Origin of the sequence: Luteibacter sp. W1I16 (assembly GCF_050434905.1) — a bacterium.
Lineage (GTDB): Bacteria > Pseudomonadota > Gammaproteobacteria > Xanthomonadales > Rhodanobacteraceae > Luteibacter.
The window spans coordinates 2,345,228-2,363,337 of the sequence record NZ_JBNDJJ010000001.1 but is presented as its reverse complement, the minus strand read 5'-3'; the positions used below and the strand labels follow the sequence as shown (position 1 = coordinate 2,363,337).

8 protein-coding genes are annotated in these 18,110 nt (G+C 66.5%); 3 read left to right on the top strand and 5 right to left on the bottom strand.

All coding sequences use genetic code 11. From position 1 onward, the window contains the following. Window positions 1–248 precede the first annotated feature (248 nt). Window positions 249–2,198, top strand: a complete 1,950-nt coding sequence (locus QFZ41_RS10445; RefSeq protein WP_429198709.1) for an LTA synthase family protein — start codon at window positions 249–251, stop codon at window positions 2,196–2,198. On the opposite strand, the gene QFZ41_RS10440 is transcribed toward QFZ41_RS10445, so the two are convergent. Together QFZ41_RS10440 and QFZ41_RS10435 are read right to left on the bottom strand one after the other, a co-directional pair. Continuing rightward, window positions 2,195–2,962: a transporter gene (locus QFZ41_RS10440; RefSeq protein WP_429198708.1), complete on the bottom strand. Its 768-nt coding sequence runs from the start codon at window positions 2,960–2,962 to the stop codon at window positions 2,195–2,197. The genes QFZ41_RS10445 and QFZ41_RS10440 overlap by 4 nt on opposite strands. Window positions 2,963–3,032: 70 nt before the next feature. After that, window positions 3,033–5,243, bottom strand: coding sequence for a glycoside hydrolase family 3 C-terminal domain-containing protein (locus tag QFZ41_RS10435; protein ID WP_429200215.1), 2,211 nt, complete (start codon window positions 5,241–5,243; stop codon window positions 3,033–3,035). Between the two features lie 127 nt (window positions 5,244–5,370). Between QFZ41_RS10435 and QFZ41_RS10430 the strand changes: the two genes are divergently transcribed. Continuing rightward, window positions 5,371–9,672 (top strand): DEAD/DEAH box helicase, encoded by a 4,302-nt coding sequence (locus QFZ41_RS10430; protein ID WP_429198707.1) that lies wholly within the window; start codon window positions 5,371–5,373, stop codon window positions 9,670–9,672. A 169-nt stretch (window positions 9,673–9,841) separates the two neighbouring features. Here QFZ41_RS10430 and QFZ41_RS10425 read toward each other — a convergent pair whose 3' ends face one another. The 3 genes from QFZ41_RS10425 to glk all read right to left on the bottom strand — a co-directional run bounded on the left by QFZ41_RS10425 (window position 9,842) and on the right by glk (window position 16,405). Next, a complete protein-coding gene (locus QFZ41_RS10425; RefSeq protein WP_429198706.1) occupies window positions 9,842–12,118 on the bottom strand; it encodes a family 20 glycosylhydrolase in 2,277 nt (758 codons plus the stop codon). A gap of 406 nt (window positions 12,119–12,524) precedes the next feature. After that, window positions 12,525–15,260: a TonB-dependent receptor gene (locus QFZ41_RS10420; protein WP_429198705.1), complete on the bottom strand. Its 2,736-nt coding sequence runs from the start codon at window positions 15,258–15,260 to the stop codon at window positions 12,525–12,527. 119 nt (window positions 15,261–15,379) lie between these two features. Then, a complete protein-coding gene (glk, locus tag QFZ41_RS10415) occupies window positions 15,380–16,405 on the bottom strand; it encodes a glucokinase (RefSeq protein WP_429198704.1) in 1,026 nt (341 codons plus the stop codon). A gap of 361 nt (window positions 16,406–16,766) precedes the next feature. On the opposite strand from glk, the gene QFZ41_RS10410 reads away from it, so the two are divergent. After that, a complete protein-coding gene (locus QFZ41_RS10410; RefSeq protein ID WP_429198703.1) occupies window positions 16,767–18,056 on the top strand; it encodes a sugar MFS transporter in 1,290 nt (429 codons plus the stop codon). The last annotated feature ends 54 nt before the right edge of the window (window positions 18,057–18,110 follow it).

Sequence of the window (18,110 nt, the reverse complement as noted above, 5' to 3'; positions counted from 1 at the left end):
GCTCCGCCCTCGTTTCGTGCTCCACTTGCGCGCTGACTCCAATGGTCGTTCGGTGGTCGTAAGGTCGTGTAGGTTGCCACAGAGCGCGCGGGGACGGCAGGGCGTGCCGGTTGCGTGAACGGCCGGCCAACGGTTCCGGCGGTGAAAGGTTCCACTAAGGTTGGGGAAAGCTCGACGTAAGCGCGGATTCTTACCCTGCGAGACATGCCGCGCCCGTCCCCGGAGCCGGATCTGTTTCGTGAGGCTCCATGCGTCCTGATTCTCCGGCCCCCGGCGCCCTTCGCCAGCGTTTCCGGCCGCTCCTGTGGTTCGGCGGCCTCTTTGTCGGCGTGGCCTTCCTGGTCCGCCTGATCCTGCTGGTGAAAACCCGTCACGAGGTTCCGGCGAACCTGGGCCAGTGGCTGTACCTGTTCCTGGTCGGCCTGGGCTACGACCTGGTCACCTATATCTATTTCGCCTGGCCCTTGCTCCTGGCGCTATGGCTGCTGCCACGGCGCGCCTACCTGTCGCGCTGGGGGCACCGCATCTTCGTCGGCCTGTGCTCGGTGCTGGCGTTCGCCGTGCTCTACCTCGGCGCGGCCGAGCTGGTGTTCTGGGGCGAGTTCAGCGCGCGCTTCAACTTCATCGCGGTGGATTACCTGGTCTATACCCACGAGGTGGTCGGCAACATCCGCGAGTCGTACCCGATCGGCACCTGGTCGGCCCTGCTCGTGCTGGGCACCGTGCTGGTGATGTTCTTCAGCCGGCGCGTCCTGGCCGCGCGTGACGACGGTTCGCGGTTCCCCGGCCGCAGCGCCGTGGTGGGCGTGTGGTTGCTGCTCACCGTCGCGGTGAGCTTCGCCGTCGACGGCTCCATGAAGGACCGTTCGAGCAACAACTACGTGAATGAACTGGCCGGCAACGGCATCTACCAGTTCTTCGCCGCGTTCCGCGACAACGAACTGGACTATGCGAAGTACTACCCGACGCTGCCCAAGGACGAGGCCTTCGCCAACCTCCGCAACCTGCTGAAGACGCCCGAGTCGACCTTCACCAGCAGCGATCCGATGGACATTACCCGGACGATCGCTGCGAGCGGACCGGAAAAGAAACTCAACATCGTGCTGATCAGCGTCGAAAGCCTGTCCGGCGATTACGTCGAAGGACTCGACGTCAGCAAGCACAAGCACCTGATGCCGAACCTCGATGCGCTGGCGTCGAAGAGCCTGTTCTTCACCCAGCTCTATGCGAACGGCACGCGCACCGTGCGCGGCCTCGAAGCGCTGGCGCTTTCGGTGCCGCCGACGCCGGGCGAATCCATCGTGAAGCGCCCGAACAACGAGGGACTCTGGTCCCTGGCCGACGTGTTCAACGCGAAGGGTTATGAGTCCGAGTTCCTGTACGGCGGCTACGGCTACTTCGACAACATGGATCACTTCTTCGCCAGCAACGGCTATACCGCCGTGGACCGCGGTGCGATCGACGACAAGGACATCCATGCGGAGAACGTGTGGGGCGTGGCCGACGAGGATCTTTACACTCTCGTGATGAAGCGCATGGACGACGCGTACGCGAAGGGCAAGCCGTTCTTCGGTCACGTGATGACCACTTCGAACCACCGGCCCTTCACCTTCCCCGAAGGCCGGGTGAAGTTGCCGCAGGGTTCGCGCCGCGCGGCCGTGCAATATACCGACTGGGCGATCGCTGATTTCCTCAAGCGCGCTTCGACCAAGCCCTGGTTCGACGACACTATCTTCGTCATCACGGCGGACCATTGCGCGACCAGCGCCGGCAAGACCAGCCTGCCCGTCGACCGCTATCACATTCCGTTGTTCATCTACTCGCCCAAGCACGTGGCGCCGGGCCGCGTGGATCGATTGATGAGCCAGATCGACATCCCGCCGACGATCCTTGGCATGCTCAATTTCAGCTATACCTCGCGCTTCTACGGGTACGACATCTTCAAGATCGAGCCCGGCCGCGAGCGCGCCTTCCTGAGCACCTACCAGGAACTCGGCTACCTGCATGGCGACCGGCTGACCTCCCTGATCCCGCGCCAGCCGGTGAAGGAGATGATTCCGCAGAAGACGACGGGTGACGCCACGCCGGTGGAGCATATGGATCCGGTGGACGCGAAAGACGCCGTCACGTACTACCAGACGGCGGCATACCTCTTCACGAACGGCCTGATGAAGCGCAAAACGCCGCCGGCGAACTAACGGCCGAAGAACATCGAGATGCCCACGCCCGCGACCACGGAAGGTCCGTGGCGGCCGATACGGTGGAGCGCGTAGGCGTCGAGCTGCACATGGTCGCCCACCTCATAGGCGACGCCGCCCCCGGCCTGCAGTTCGTTGCCATCCTCCGCATCGTGGATGGCGTCCGTCTCGATATAAGCGAGGAGGTTCTTTCCGAACTTGCGGCCGAACGTGGGCGCCAGCGTCCACGTGTTCCGGCCCTTCAGCCGGTCGAGGTTCGCGTACAAGGTGTTCTGGTGCGTGTCGTCCGGCTTCCACTGCATCGTCGTGCCGAGGCTGACCTGGCGCGCGCCGTTGCCGAAGTCCTCATCGCCATTCGCGAACGTCACCTCGCCCAGCGCGGCCCAGCTGAAGGCACCCGCATCGCCCGAACCGGCAGGAGCCCATTTCAACGCCACGCTGGTATCGCCGTGGCCGACCGCATGGCGGCGCGAACCCTGCCCACGCTCCTCCAGCCGATTCCAAGCCGAGCCGCCGAGTTGAAACTCGACAGGGCCGCCGAGACCGATACGGACGAGACTGTCGGCGGTGTAGGTACGATCGAGGAAACCGTCCTGGCGCTGGCGTTCGTAGGTCGGCAGGCCTTGTTCCAGCGCCAGCGTGCCAGCGGGAAGCACCGTCGTGGCGAAGCCGGCGCCCGGCCGGTCGAAGTCGGGCGGATCGGCGAACGCCGATGCACTGACTAAGGCCGAAGCGAGGAAGGCGAGGGCAGGGCGCAGGTTCATGCGTCCATTGTGACCGCTGCCGGTGTCGTGGCGTCGTGCACGAGGCAAGCGCCACCACGCCGACCCGTCGTCAGGGAGCCTTCACCACCGGGAAGCTCTCCGCGACCTCGACGGCCGCTTCACCTGCGATGTCGCTGGCCGAGCGGCCGAGCTTCACCGTGTAACGGCCCGGTGCCACGCGCCAGCGCTTGCCCGCGTCGTCGTAGCGGGCGAGCGCGAGGGGCTCCAACGGAATGTCGACGCGGCTGCTGGCACCCGGCGACAGCTTCACCTTGCTCCAGCCGGCAAGGCGGCGCGTGGCGGCGCCGGGCGCCGTCACGTAGATCTGCGGCACATCCGCACCGGCCACCTTGCCCGTGTTCTTCACGGTGACATGTGCCACGGGATGGCCCGCCGCATCCTTGTCGACCGCGAAATCACTGTACGCGAAGCTGGTGTACGTCAGGCCATGGCCGAACGCGAACAGCGGTTCGCGGTGCGTCTTCTCGAACCAGCGATAGCCGACGTCGGCGCCTTCGATGTTGTAGTCGACGTTGTCCGCGGGCTTCGCCTTGGAATAGAGGCCGGCCGCGTCGATCGTCGTCCGCGGCAATTGCGACTCGTCCTTGGGCCAACTCACCGGCAACCGCCCGGAGGGCGCCGTCACGCCGTAAAGCAGGCGCGCGATGGCTTCGCCGCCACCCGAGCCGGGATACCAGGCTTCCATCACGGCGCCGACCTGGCCGAGCCAGGGCATATTCACCGGGCCATTGGTCTCCAGCACCACGATCGTCTTCGGGTTGGCCCTGGCCACGGCGGCGACCAACGCGTCCTGGTTGTCCGGCAGCGAGAGGTCCGTCCAGTCGAACGATTCAGCCGCCCACTTGGTGACGAAGACGACAGCCACATCCGCGCCGGCCGCGGCCTTGGCGGCGGCCGCCGGATCGGTACCCGGATCGAAGCTCACCTTTCCGCCCGCGAGCTTCTGGATGAACGTGAGCGGTGCCGACGCGTGGTACTTCATCGGGCCCGGCCATGCCTTCGGCTCCAGGCCGGGAACCGGGTCGCCCGCCACATCGGAAACCAGCGACGATCCACCACCGCCGAGCACGCCCTTGTCGGCATGGCCGCCGATCACGGCGATCGACTGGCCCTTCCGTGCCAGCGGCAGCAAGCCGGCTTCGTTACGCAGCAGCACCGCGCCCGCTTCGAGGGTGTCGCGCGCCACGACGCGGTCGGCCTCGTACGGCACCTTGGTCTTCTTCATCGGTTCGTCGATGACGCCATGCGCGAACAGGCTGCGCATGATGCGTTTCACCATGTCGTCCAGGCGCGCCTTCGGGAACTGCCCCGCCGCATAGGCCTCGCGCAGGGGTTTGTCGAAGAACACCTCCTTGTCGAATACCTCGCCCGCGGACTCCTGATCGAGGCCGGCCATCGCGGCCTTGGCCGCGCTGTGCACGCCGCCCCAGTCGGACATGACCCATCCCTTGAAGCCCCATTCCTGCTTGAGCACCTGGTTGAGCAGCCAGTCGTGCTCTCCGGCGTAGGTACCGTTGACCCGGTTGTACGAGGACATCACCGACCCCGGATCGCCCTTGGCGATGGCGAGCTGGAAGGCCAGCAGGTCCGACTCGCGCAAGGCGACCGGATCGATGTCGGCACTCAGCGTATTGCGCCCGGACTCGAGGTCGTTGATGGCGAAATGCTTCACCGTGGCGACGACCTTGCGCTCCTGGATGCCCTTCACCGCAGCACCGACCATGGTGCCGGCCAGCACCGGGTCTTCGCCGGCGTACTCGAAGTTGCGTCCGTTGCGCGGGTCGCGCACGAGGTTGACGCCGCCGGAGAGGATCACGCCGTAGCCCTTGCCGCGCGCTTCGCCACCGATCATGCGGCCGCCGGCGCGGGCCACGGCGGGGTCGAAGCTGGCCGCGGTGGCGAGGCCGGCGGGCAGGGAGATCGCGCCCGCCTGATCGCTGCCGGGGCGGGTCACGCCAAGGCCGGCATCGGTCTCGTTCAACACCGGCAAGCCCAGGCGCGGGATGGGAGGCACATAGCCGGCGCCATCCAGGGAGTCCGCCGGGTGGGGCAACTTGTCGTTCTTCTGGCCGAAGTCGGACCGGATCAGCCGGAATTTCTCATCGTCGGTCATGGCCGCCACGATCAGTTCGGCACGCCGGTCCGGCGAAAGCGAACGGTCCATCCACGGCCGCTCGGCCGGCGGCGCGGCCTGGACGGTGCCGGCAAGGCCGGCGGCGAGGGCGATGGCGAGGGTGGTGCGGCGCGCGATATCGGGCATGGTCACGATTCGATCCGGGGGAAACGCCAACCATCGCCAAGTAACGCTTTCATCGCAACCCATGCGACCGTCCCGGGTTACTCTCCGGCTTGCCAACCGGGGCGTCAGGCCCCACTTAAGTGATTCAATGAATTCACAAAAGTCGACGCCACTCGCCGCTTTCCATCCCGCCGTCGCCCGATGGTTCGCGAGCACGTTTCCAGAGCCCACGGCGGCCCAGGCCGCGGCGTGGCCAGCGATACGTTCCGGCCGTCATACCCTTGTGGCCGCGCCGACCGGCTCGGGCAAGACGCTCACCGCGTTTCTCTCCGCCATCGACATGCTGGTGCGCGAAGGCGTGGAAGACGGCGGCTTGCGCGATCGCACGAGCATCCTCTACGTGTCTCCGCTGAAAGCGTTGTCGAACGACATCCGGATCAACCTGGAAGCGCCGCTGGCGGGCATCCGCGAGGAACTTCGCCAGCAGGGCCTGCCCGATCTGGAGATACGCAGCGCCGTGCGCACGGGCGACACGCCGGCGTCCGACCGCGAGCGGATGAAACGCCGGCCGCCGCATATCCTCGTGACCACGCCGGAGTCGCTCTACGTGCTGCTCGGCTCCGAGTCCGGCCGGGCCATGCTGCGCGATATCCGCGAGGTGATCGTCGACGAGATCCACGCCGTCGCGGCGAGCAAGCGCGGCAGCCATCTAGCCGTCTCGCTGGAGCGGCTGGAGTCCCTCGCCCAGCGCCGTATCACGCGCATCGGGCTCTCCGCCACGCAGAAGCCGATCGAGAAGGTCGCCGCCTTCCTCACCGGCAACGAGCGCGACGATTGCGCCATCGTCGACATCGGGCACTCGCGGCGTCGCGACCTCGCGCTCGAGGTGCCGCCGGTGCCGCTCGAGGCGGTGATGTCGAACGACATGTGGGAACTGGTCTACAACCGGCTGGGAAACCTGATCGAGCAGCACCGCACCACGCTCGTCTTCGTCAATACCCGGCGCATGGCGGAACGCGTGTCCCGCCATCTTTCCGAGCGACTCGGCAAGGAGGCGGTCACCGCGCACCACGGCAGCCTTTCACGCGAGCAACGCCTCGACGCCGAGCAAAGGCTGAAGCGCGGCGAATTGCGCGCGCTCGTCGCCACGGCATCGCTCGAACTGGGTATCGATATCGGCGATGTCGACCTGGTGTGCCAGATCGCTTCACCGCGTTCCATCGCGGCCTTCCTGCAACGCGCGGGCCGTGCCGGGCATGCCGTGGGCGGCACGCCGAAAGCACGCCTGTTTCCCACGTCGCGCGACGATCTCGTCGAATGCGCGGCGTTGCTCGACTGCGTGCGCCGCGGAGAACTCGATGCACTGATCTTCCCCCGCGAACCGCTCGACGTGCTCGCCCAGCAGATCGTGGCCGAGGTCGCCTGCCAGGAATGGGATGAGGACGCTTTGTTCGACCTCGTCCGCCGCGCCTATCCCTTCCGCGCCCTGAAGCGCGAGACTTTCGACGAGACCGTGCGCATGCTCGCCGAAGGGTTCACGACGCGCGTGGGTCCGCGTGGTTCGTACATCCATCGCGACGCCGTGAACAAGCGCCTGCGCGAGCGCCGTGGCGCACGGCTGACCGCCGTCACCTCCGGCGGCACCATTCCCGACACCGGCGACTACAACGTGCTGCTGGAACCGCAGGCGGTCGTCGTCGGCACGGTGAACGAAGACTTCGCGGTGGAAAGCCTCGCGGGTGACGTCTTCCAGCTGGGCAACCGCTCGTATCGCATCCTGCGCGTCGAGATGGGCCGCTTGCGCGTGGAGGATGCGCAAGGCGCGCCGCCGAACATCCCGTTCTGGCTCGGTGAGGCACCGGGCCGCACGGACGAACTCTCCCAGGGTGTATCGCGCCTGCGCGCCGATATCTCGGCGGCGTTCGACGAAGGCGGCCGCGATGCAGCCCTTGCCTATCTCATGGGCACGCTGTCGCTGTCCCGGGCGGCGGCCGAACAGATCGTCGATTACCTGTTCCGTGCGCGCGCCGCGCTCGGTGCCCTGCCGACGCACGACACGCTGGTGATGGAGCGATTCTTCGACGAGTCGGGCGGCACCCAACTCATCATCCACACACCCTTCGGCAGCCGCATCAATCGCGCCTGGGGCCTCGCGTTGCGCAAGCGCTTCTGCCGCAAGTTCAACTTCGAATTGCAGGCGGCCGCCACGGAAGACGCGATCGTGCTCTCGCTATCCACCAGTCACAGCTTCCCGTTGGACGAAGTCGCCCGTTACCTGCATTCGAACTCGGCCGAGCACGTGCTGATCCAGGCACTGCTCGATGCACCCTTGTTCGGCGTGCGCTGGCGTTGGAACGCCACGACGGCGCTGGCCCTGCCGCGATTCACCGGTGGCAAGAAGGTCGCGCCACAGTTGCAGCGGATGAAGAGCGAAGACCTGCTCGCCACGGTCTTCCCCGACCAGGTCGCCTGTGCCGAGAACCTCGCCGGCGAGCGTGAGATACCCGACCACCCGCTGGTGAAGCAGACGCTCGAGGATTGCCTGCACGAGGCGATGGATAGCGAAGGACTGCTCGGCGTGCTGCGCGGGTTGGAATCGGGGGCCATCACCATGGTCGCGCGCGATCTCGCCACGCCCTCGCCGTTGGCCGCCGAGGTGCTCAGCGCGGCGCCGTACGCCTTCCTCGACGACGCGCCGTTGGAAGAACGCCGCACGCAAGCCGTGCAATCGCGTCGTTGGAACGAAGCCGGGAGCGCCGACGATCTCGGCCGGCTCGATGCAGAAGCCATAGCCTCGGTGCGTGACGAAGCGTGGCCTGAAGCGCGCAGCGCCGACGAGATGCACGAGGCGCTGGTCCAGTTGGGCGCCGTCACGCTCGACGAGGTTCGCGACAACGCCGGCTGGGAGAAACTGCTGGCCGCCTTGTCGGCCGATGCGCGCGCGACGCGGCTCTCGCACGGCGGCGTGTCCTTGTGGATCGCCGCGGAACGCCTTCCCGCATGGCGCGCACTCTGGCCCATCGCCGTGATGACACCCGCCATCGCGGCGCCCGCCGAATTCGAGGCGCAAGCCTGGACGCCCGAGGCCGCGCTCGTGGATATCGTTCGCGGGCGCCTCGGTGGCCTCGGACCGGTCCCCGCCGTCGCCATCGCCACCGCCCTCGGGGTGGCGATGGCCGACGTCGAGCTGGCATTGGCGTCGCTGGAGAGCGAAGGCTATGTCATGCGTGGCCCCTTCTCGCCCGGCACCTCCGAGGTGGAATGGTGCGAACGCCATCTGCTCGCGCGCATCCATCGCTACACCATCGGGCGCCTGCGCCGGGAAATCGAACCGGTCGCACCACGCGACTTCCTCCGCTTCCTGCTCGACTGGCAACACGTGACGCGCGCGACACAGGTAGCGGGGCCGGATGCCCTCGCGGGCGTCATCGGCCAGCTCGAAGGCTTCGAAGCGGCGGCGGGCGCGTGGGAATCGGAACTGCTGCCGGCGCGCGTCAGCGACTACAGTATCGGCTGGCTCGACGACCTCTGCCGTGCGGGCCGGGTCGTCTGGAGCCGGCTGCGCCTGGGTACCGGCACCGGCGGACCCGTGCGCGCGACACCGATCGTGCTGTTGCCCCGCCGGCAGTTGGCCATCTGGTCGGCGGCGGCACCTGCGGCGAACGACGAGCAGCCGCTGTCGTCGCGGGCGCAGGCCGTTGCCGACGCCTTGCGTGACGAAGGCGCCTTGTTCTTCGATGAACTGGCATCGACCACCCGCCTGTTGCGCACGGAGCTGGAAGACGCGCTCGGCGAGCTGGTCGCCGCGGGCCGCGCCACGGCGGATAGCTTCGTCGGATTGCGTGCGCTCCTGCTTCCCGCCGCCAAGCGAAACGGAAGCCGTCACCGGCGTACACGCCGGCACATGCTCAGCGGCATCGAGGACGCCGGCCGCTGGGCGTTGGCGCGACGGCCCAGCGAACAGCGCAACGACGCCGATGGCCTCGAGCATATCGCGCGCACGCTGCTGCGCCGTTACGGCGTGGTCAGCTGGCGCATCCTCGAACGCGAGGCGGCGTGGTTGCCGGCGTGGCGTGAGCTACGCCGCGTGTATCACCGTCTCGAGGCGCGCGGCGAGATCCGCGGGGGCCGCTTCGTCGACGGCCTGGTCGGCGAGCAGTTCGCGTTGCCCGAGGCGCTGGCGGCGCTGCGCCAGATTCGCCACCGCGCCCACGACGGCGAGATCGTATGCATCGCGGGCACCGACCCGCTGAACCTCGTCGGCGGCATCGTCGCTGGCGGCAAGGTACCGTCGACGATCGGCAACCGCATCGCCATCCGCGACGGCATTCCACTGGCCGCGATGATCGCCGGCAAGTTCGTCACGCTCACGCCGCTGGAAGGCGACGACGAGCGCGAAGCCCGCTCGGCCTTGCAGCGCAAGGCCGACATGCGCACCCTGCCGGCCTGAAGCCAGCTTGGTGAAAACCAGCTCTTGCGGCTACCTGCTCTGGTGGTGGGAACCTGCTCTGGTGGGAGCCGACCTTGTCGGCGATCCCGCGGCAGCGGGCCAGGTTACGGCAAGCGCCCATCGCCGACAGGGTCGGCTCCCACCAGGGCACCGACCCTCTCCCACAGAATCAGCGCAGCTGCACGTCTCCCAGTACCCATAGCTTCGGGCCGGGCTTGCCGGTAACGACGAAGCACAGGTCGTGCGTGCCTTCGCGTTTGGGCAGGATGCCGTCCAACGTGGCGCGGCCGTCCTTCGCCTTCCCCAGCGGGATGCTGGTGAGCCTGGGCCCGTCGCAGGTGTCCTGGTGCACTTCCAGTTCACCCGCACCCGAACGCGCCTTGCGGGCCACGATGCCCTTGGCGTCCTTCCACAGCGCGTAGTTGTAGGGCAGGCGGTCCACCGTTACGGCGATGCCGTAACGGCCGTCCAGCTTCACGCCCTTCCACATCCAGCAGGTGTCCATGATGTCTACCTTGTACACGGGGCGCTGGCCGTTCACGGCGTTGGGCGACTCCAACCGCAGCACGAGCTTGTCGCTGCACGTGTCCAGTTCGTCACTGGACCGCCGCAGCAGCGACGCCGCATCGATGGCGCGATCGCGTGGACCGGCCAGGCCGAAACCACCGGCGAACGCATTGGCGCGAACCGTGGTCGGAAGCGGCACATCGAACGGGCCGCTATACGCGGTGGACTGCGACGTCGGCGCGGAGCCGTCGGTGGTATAGCGAAGCGTGCCGTAGCCGGTCTGGTTGGACAGCGTCACCTTCGCCTTGTCCGTGCCGGCCGCCTCGGCCTTGATGGCGACCGCGTAGGCGCCATCGGAAGGAACGATGCCTGCCGCGCGGTAACGCGACATCTGCGCCGGAAGGCGTGCGATGAAGCCGCTCCAGTCCGCCTTGGGCGACCACGTGCGCTCGGCCAGCGCGGCCATGCGCGGGAAGATGGCGTGCTGCGTGCGGTACCAGTTCGGCAGGTACTCGCTGAACACCGTGACCTGCGCGCCCAGCACGTGACTGGCCTTGTCCGGCGCGATTTCCGCCGACACGGGTTCGAAGTCGTAGAGCGTCTTCAACGTCTGGCCGGATGGACGGCCAGGCTGTTCATCCGGCAGGGAGGATTGCAACTGGTCGAGGTACAGCGTGGGCGACGGCGCCAACACGACGTCATGGCCGGCGTTGGCGGCCTTGACCGCCCCCTTGGTGCCCCTCCATGACATCACCGTGGCACTGGCCGGCACCTTGCCGTCGAGGATCTCGTCCCAGCCGATCAGGCGACGGCCGTGCTTCTCCAGGTAGTCGCCGATGCGCGCGATGAACCAGCCCTGCATCTGCTCCTCGTCGGTGATGCCGAGGGATTTCATCTTCGCCTGCACCGTCTTCGAACGTTCCCACTCGTCCTTCGCCGCCTCGTCGCCACCGACGTGGATATACGTTGACGGGAAGATCGTCATGACCTCGTCGAGCACGTCCTGCAGGAAGACGAAGGTGCCGTCGTCGACGTTGTACAGGGCGGTGTTCACGCCCCAGTCCGACGAGACGGCGAGTTTCTTTCCACCGGCGCCGACCTTCGGATACGCGGCGACCGCGGCCTGCGCGTGGCCCGGCATCTCGATCTCCGGCACCACGGTGATGTGACGCTCGGCCGCGTAAGCCACGATCTGCTTCGCCTCGTCCTGCGTATAGAAGCCGCAGTACGGACGATCGGGATCGCCGGTCAACGCGACGTCGGGGCCGACGGGCTTGCGGCACGCGCCGGTTTCCGTGAGCTTCGGATACTTGTCGATCTGCAAGCGCCAGCCCTGGTCGTCGGTCAGGTGCCAGTGGAAGGTGTTGAGCTTGTGCATCGCCATCTGGTCGAGCAGGTGCTCGATCTCGTTCACCGACTGGAAATGGCGGCTGGAGTCGAGCATGAGACCGCGCCATTCGAAGCGCGGCGCGTCGACGATACGCACGCCGGGCACGCCGTTCTGCGCCGTCGGGTCGGTGAGCAACTGCCAGTAGGTCACCGCACCGTAGAACAGGCCGGTCTCGTCATTGGCGGCGATACGCACGCCGCTGCCGTCGACGTCGAGCGTGTACGCCTCGCGTCCCTTGATGCTCGATACCGTGGCGAGGGCGATGCCGCCGCTCTTCGGCTTGCCTTCGACGATGGCCGGTGCGAAGCCCTTGGCCTGACGGATCCAACCCTGCAGCTGGACGGCGACGCGTTTCGCCTGGGTGTCGCCGGGTGCCACTCTTATCGGCGTGCTCGCATCGAGGCGGAAATGCCCGGGCGTGCGCTGCAACTGAGCGGGCATGGGAATGAGGGATAGCGGAGTGTCGTCGACGGGACCGGCTTCATGCCTCGGCGGGCTGGCACAGGCGGCAAGGCCTGCGGCCATGGCGAGGAGGAGGATTCGGCGCATCGAGGGCTCCTGTCGTATCGGTTGATGATCGGTGGATCGGTGGATCGGTGGATTGTGGCGGTAACCGGTGACGCTGCCTATCGTGGCCGAAAAACAGAGTGGCCGGGAGCCGACGCCCTGGTGGGAGCCGACCCTGTCGGCGATCCCGCGGCAGCGGGCCAGGTCGAGGCAAGCACCCATCGCCGACAAGGTCGGCTCCCACCAGGGCCTGACGCAAGCACCCATCGCCGACAAGGTCGGCTCCCACCGGGGCGTGAGGCAAGCACCCATCGCCGACAGGGTCGGCTCCCACCGGGGTTTCGTCCAAAAAAAAACGGGCCCGATGAAGATGCGTCGGGCCCGAGGGGAATGGAGCTTCGAGGGGTGCGCGTGCGGCCGTCCGTGGCCGCACGTTCGGGACGCGCTATCAGAGGTCGAAATGCACCGAAGCCATGTAGCGGCGGCCGGTGGTGTACTTGGCTACCGGCATCGCCGTGATGCCGAGGTACTGCTTGTACTTCTCGTTGGTGAGGTTCATGCCCGCGAGGGTGAACGACACCTGCTTGTTGAGCTTCCAGCCCAGGGTCGCACCGAGGTCGGCGTAGTCGGCCGTGGTGGCCGGCGGCGCACCGGCGATGTAACCGCCGGCGAGGTACTTGCCACGCCAGTTGTAGGTGACGCGGGCGCTGAACGGACCCATTTCGTAGTACGGGCTGATCGAGTACGAGTTCTTCGAGTTGTACGGCAGCGAGCCACCCGAATCCAGCGTGCCCTTGGCATACGTGTAGTTGGCGGTCATGCCGAAACCCGTATCCCAGAACGCCTGCTGGTAGCTCAGGCTGCCACCGCGCACCTTGCCCGAACCGGTATCGCGCGGGCGGCTGATGCTATAGGTGCAGAAGCCGTCCGGCGTGCACAGGCCCTGGGCGACTTGGCGGGCGAACGTCGTCTGGTCGTTGAAGATGCCCGAGTTGAACTGCTGCTCCGGCGCGGAATCGACGAAGGTGTAGTTCTCGATCTTCTTGTAGAAGCCGGTCAACGCCACGTACGACTGCGGCGCGAAGTACCACTCGGCGGAAAGCGAGAAGTTCTTCGACTTGTACGGTTTCAGGTCGGGGTTACCACCCGAGCCGGTGAGCACGGAGTCGTTGAGGAACAGGTTGTTCACCTGCATGTTGTACGGCGGGCGGGCGATCACCTTCGCCGCCGCCAGTCGCAGCACCACGTCTTCACTCACGTCGTAGGCCACGTTCAGGCTGGGCAGCCAGTTCTTCGTGGTCTTGGACGAGGTCTGCCAGGAACCGGCCGGCGCGGGAAGCACCGGGGCGCCGCTGTAGACGAAGCCCGTGCCGTCGGTCTTGGTGTCGACGTAACGGAAGCCCACGTTGCCGTGGAAGTCGCCGCCGGCGAAGTTGCCCTGCACATAGGCGGCGTTGGTCTTCTCCACCAGCTTGTACGTGCCGTTGAGGTAGGTGCCGGCGTCCTCGTTGCCGCCGTTCGTGTTGCGCACCCACGCGTACTGGGCGTTGCGGTCGGGCATCACGTGGCTCGACGAGCCGTCCAGCGCGCCGTCGAACGCGTCCAGCGTGTCGGTGAAGCCACCGAAGCCGAGCGCGGCGAGGTTGGTCGGCGCGTTGCCGCCGTAGACATGCGCCTGCATGCCTTCTTCATGGCGGTTCCAGCGATAGCCGAAAGCCAGTTCGTTGAAGAACGAATCGAAGTACTTCGAGAAGTCGAGCTGGGCGTAGGTGTCACGCGACTGCGCCGAGTAGTCGCCGTAGTTACCCGGCCAGCCGCCGAGGCCATCCACGTCGCCCATGTGCCAGTTCGCCGGGTCGCGCGCGGCGGCCGGGTTGTCGAAGGCGAAGCCCTTGTTGATGTCCCAGGTGTAGCCGCCGGCGTAGACCGGCTCCATCACCGCCTGCGAGATGTTGTCGTTGGTCGCCTTGCTGTAGCCGGCCGCGCCGCCCAGCTTCCAGCCGTCGCCGCGATAGGTCGACTTCAGGTCGAACGCCGACGTGCGCACCACGGACTTGCGGATGTTGCTGTCAAACGTGCCCTGCGCGATCGCCGGGCAGCCGACCGTATCGTTGCCGCAGACATGGCCGCCGGTGACGACGCCATTCGGGCCCTGGTTGAAGCTGGTGACGTTGCCCGGCGTGGCGCCGGTGAACGGATACAGCGACTGGTTCCAGTTATCGAAGTTCTCGCGCACGAACAGGTTGTTGATGTCGATGTCCCAGTTGTCCGTCGGACGGATCTGGAAACCGAGCGTGGCTGTGTCGCGCTTACGCTTCTGCTGGAACCACGCCGAGTTCACCTCGTCGGGCACCTTCGCGTTGGGATCGAGCGTGCCGTTGGCGATGCCCGCGGCCACGGCGGGGCTGGCGGCCCACTTCGATACCGGGCTGTAGCTGAAGATCTCGAAGCCCTGGCGATCGATCTTCTCTTCGTAGTGCTGGATCGAACCGATCACGCCGAAGGTGTTGCCGGCGTTCTTCCAGCTGTACAGCGCCGACGCGTTCGGACGCGTGCCGGGCGTGGCCTGGTCGTTGTAGTTCAGGCCAAACGAACCGCGGATCGTGTTGGCGGGCAGGTCCAGCGGCTCCAGCGTATGCAGCAGGATCGTGCCACCGAGGCTGCCTTCCGGCAGGCGCGCTTCGGGCGACTTGTAGACTTCCAGGCGGCCGACGATTTCCGGGGCGAGCATGGTGAAGTCGAATCCGCGGTTCGGCTGCGCGCCGTACTGCCACGGCGTCTGCGAGATCGGCTGGCCGTTGAGGAAGGTGAGGTTGAGGCTGGGGTCGGTGCCGTCGATGGACACACGGTCGCCCTGGCCGAACGCACGGTCGATCACGACGCCGGGAATCTGCGTCATCGCTTCGGCGACGTTGGTGTTGGGGAACTTGCCGATGTCCTCGGCGGTGACCGCTTCGACGACGGCGTCGGCGTTGCGCTTGGTGTCCAGCGACTTCTCGAGGCTGGCGCGGATGCCGGTGACGGTGATGCCCTCGAGCTGGGCGGCCTTGGCGGCGTCCGCCTTTTCCTGGGCGGTCTGGGGCTTCGCCGGAGGCGGCGCGGCGTCTTGCGCGGCGGCGATCCCGGTGAAACAACACAATCCGGCGACGATGCTCGCCGTAAGCAGGTTTCTACGATGCGACATGATGTCCTCCCCTCAGAGGATGTAGCGACGACGGGTTTCGCGGCCGCGCCGTGCTTCGTTGCTATCGAAGGGCCTTGCGGCCCGGTTTTTGAACTAAGCGAGCGTTCCTTTCCCGCTCTTCACTGAGCGGTCGAACCGTGCAGGTAGAGACCGGCGGCACCGATCACACCCAACTGTCCGTGGTCCATCAGACGTACCGGCACTTGCTGGAGAAAGGCGCGCATGACGCCCTTGTTGAAGAACCTGGTGGAGAAGCTGCTGGCGAGCAGGCGGTCGCGTACCTGCGGCAGGATGCCGCCAGCGAGGTACACGCCACCACGGGCGCCGTAGAGCATGGCGAGATCGCCGACGAAGCTGCCGAGCAGGCCGCAGAAGACGTCCAGCGCCTCGCTCGCGGCGATGTCGCTGCCGTCGAGCGCGGCGCCGGTCACGGCGGCCGGATGGGGCAACGTCGCGCGCGTGCCGCGCAGCGTGGAAATGGCTCGATAGAGATTGAGGAGGCCCGGGCCGGACAGCGCGGTCTCGTAGGATACGTAATCGCGGTCGCGGGCGAGTTCGCCGAGGATGGCGACCTCGCGCTCGTTGCCCGGAGCCAGGGAAATCTGGCCCGCTTCGGTCGGCAGTACGGTCGCATGCGGCTTGCCGGGCAGGAGCACCGCGGAGCCGAGCCCCGTTCCGGGTCCCATCACCAGGATCGGACCCTCGGCCGGTGCGGCGGCCGACTCGATGATAGGCGTGGTTTCGTGGCCCTGCAGGAATTGGCAGGCGTAGGCCACGGCTTCGAAGTCGTTGACGACGGCGAGCCCGGTCAGCCCAAGGGTCTGACGGATATCGCCGATGGAGACCGGCCAGGGAAGGTTCTCATTGACGATGGCGTCGCCAAGAACGTAACCCGCGCTGGCCACCGCGCAATGCTCGATCGCGTCCCGGCCTTCCAGTTGGCCGACGAAATCCTGCAGGACGGCGGTCAGGCTGGGCCACTCGGCGCAGGCATAACGTTCGTAGCGAAGCACTTCGATGGCGGAGGAACCGGCGGCACGACGAACCAGGCCGATACGGGCATGTGTGCCGCCCACGTCGGCGGCGATGAACGCCCCGTTCCGCGATGCACGCACGATTCCCCGTTGTTTGGCCGATTCGCCCATCCCGCGCCCCTTGTGGCTCCCCTGTTGCCGCCGAGTCTGTGAGCCCGATGACAACGTTGTCAACAAGACAAATGGCTAGGACAACCTTCATTCCATAACGCGCTGCAACAGGAATCCGTCCCCACGCAAGCCGCGCGATTCGTGGCCGGGCCCACATATGGCGCCTGGCACGCGCGTCGCATGAAGGATCAGTGGCTTGACGCGCCGCGGCATCGAAAGTGGCGTCCCCTGCCATCGGTCATGCCGCACGCCCTCGTGGCGATTGACAACGTTACGCACACGAGTCAATAAAGGGACAAATCGGGCGTGTCCGGCGGTGCCGCCGTTCCGGATGCCGAACACCACACGAGGGGAGCCACCCATGTCGTCCACCGCGGTCGCCGTCGACGAGACGCGTCATTCCAGCCTGGTCCCGATGATCATCATCGGCGTCCTGTTCTTTATCTTCGGCTTCGTCACCTGGCTTAACGGGCCACTGATCACCTTCGTCAAGCTCGCCTTCAACCTCGACGACGTGAACGCGTTCCTCGTGCCGATGGCTTTCTACCTGTCGTATTTCTTCCTCGCCCTGCCCTCGTCCTTCATCCTGAAGAAAACCGGCATGAAGAAAGGCATGGGCCTGGGCCTGTTCGTGATGGCGATCGGCGCGGTGATGTTCGGCCAGTTCGTCACGATGCGCGTCTATCCGGGCGCGCTGACCGGCCTGTTCGTGATCGGCGCCGGCCTCTCGCTGCTGCAGACCGCGTCCAACCCGTACATCTCCATCCTCGGCCCCATCGACAGCGGTGCGCAGCGCATCGCCTTCATGGGCATCTGCAACAAGCTCGCCGGCGCGGCGGCACCGTTCGTGTTCAGCGCGGTGGTGATGAGCGACATCGGCAACTTCGACAAGCAGATCGCGGCGGCCGCGTCCCCCGAGGCGAAGGATGCGTTGCTCGCCGCCTTCGCGGCGAAGGTGCACCTGCCGTACATGGTGATGGCCGGTCTCCTCGTGGTGCTGGCGGTATGGGTGGTCCGTTCCTCCCTGCCGGAGATCAAGCCGTCGAGCGACAATTCCGAACGCGCCATCGGTCATGCCAAAGGCAGCCTCTTCAGCTTTCCTCACCTGTGGCTGGGTGTGCTCTGCCTGTTCGTCTACGTGGGCGTGGAAGTGATGGCGGGCGACGCCATCGGCACGTACGGCCAGGGCTTCGGCATGACCCCCGCCGACACCCAGCATTTCACCTCGTACACGCTCATCGCGATGCTGGTGGGTTATGTCGCCGGCCTGCTCCTGATTCCGAAGTTCATTTCGCAGCAGCGTTACCTGGCTTTCTCCGCCGTGCTGGGCGTGGCCTTCTCGATCGGCACCTACGTCACCAGCGGCTATGTCTCGGTGGGCTTCGTCGCCGCGCTGGGCTTCGCCAACGCCATGATGTGGCCGGCGATCTTCCCGCTGGCGATCAAGGGCCTGGGTGCCCTCACCGAGTTCGGATCCGCCTTCCTCATCATGGGCATCGCCGGCGGCGCGATCATTCCGGTGATCTTCGCCCACCTGAAACAGACCTACGACTTCCAGGCCGTGTTCCTGTGCCTGATGGTCCCTTGCTACCTGTACATCCTGTACTACGGCGCCGCGGGCCACCGGGTCGGGCAGCACGTCAGGGACTGATGTCCCGCCTTCGCTAAATAACGGCCATCCGCTAGGATGGCCGTCTTGTTATTG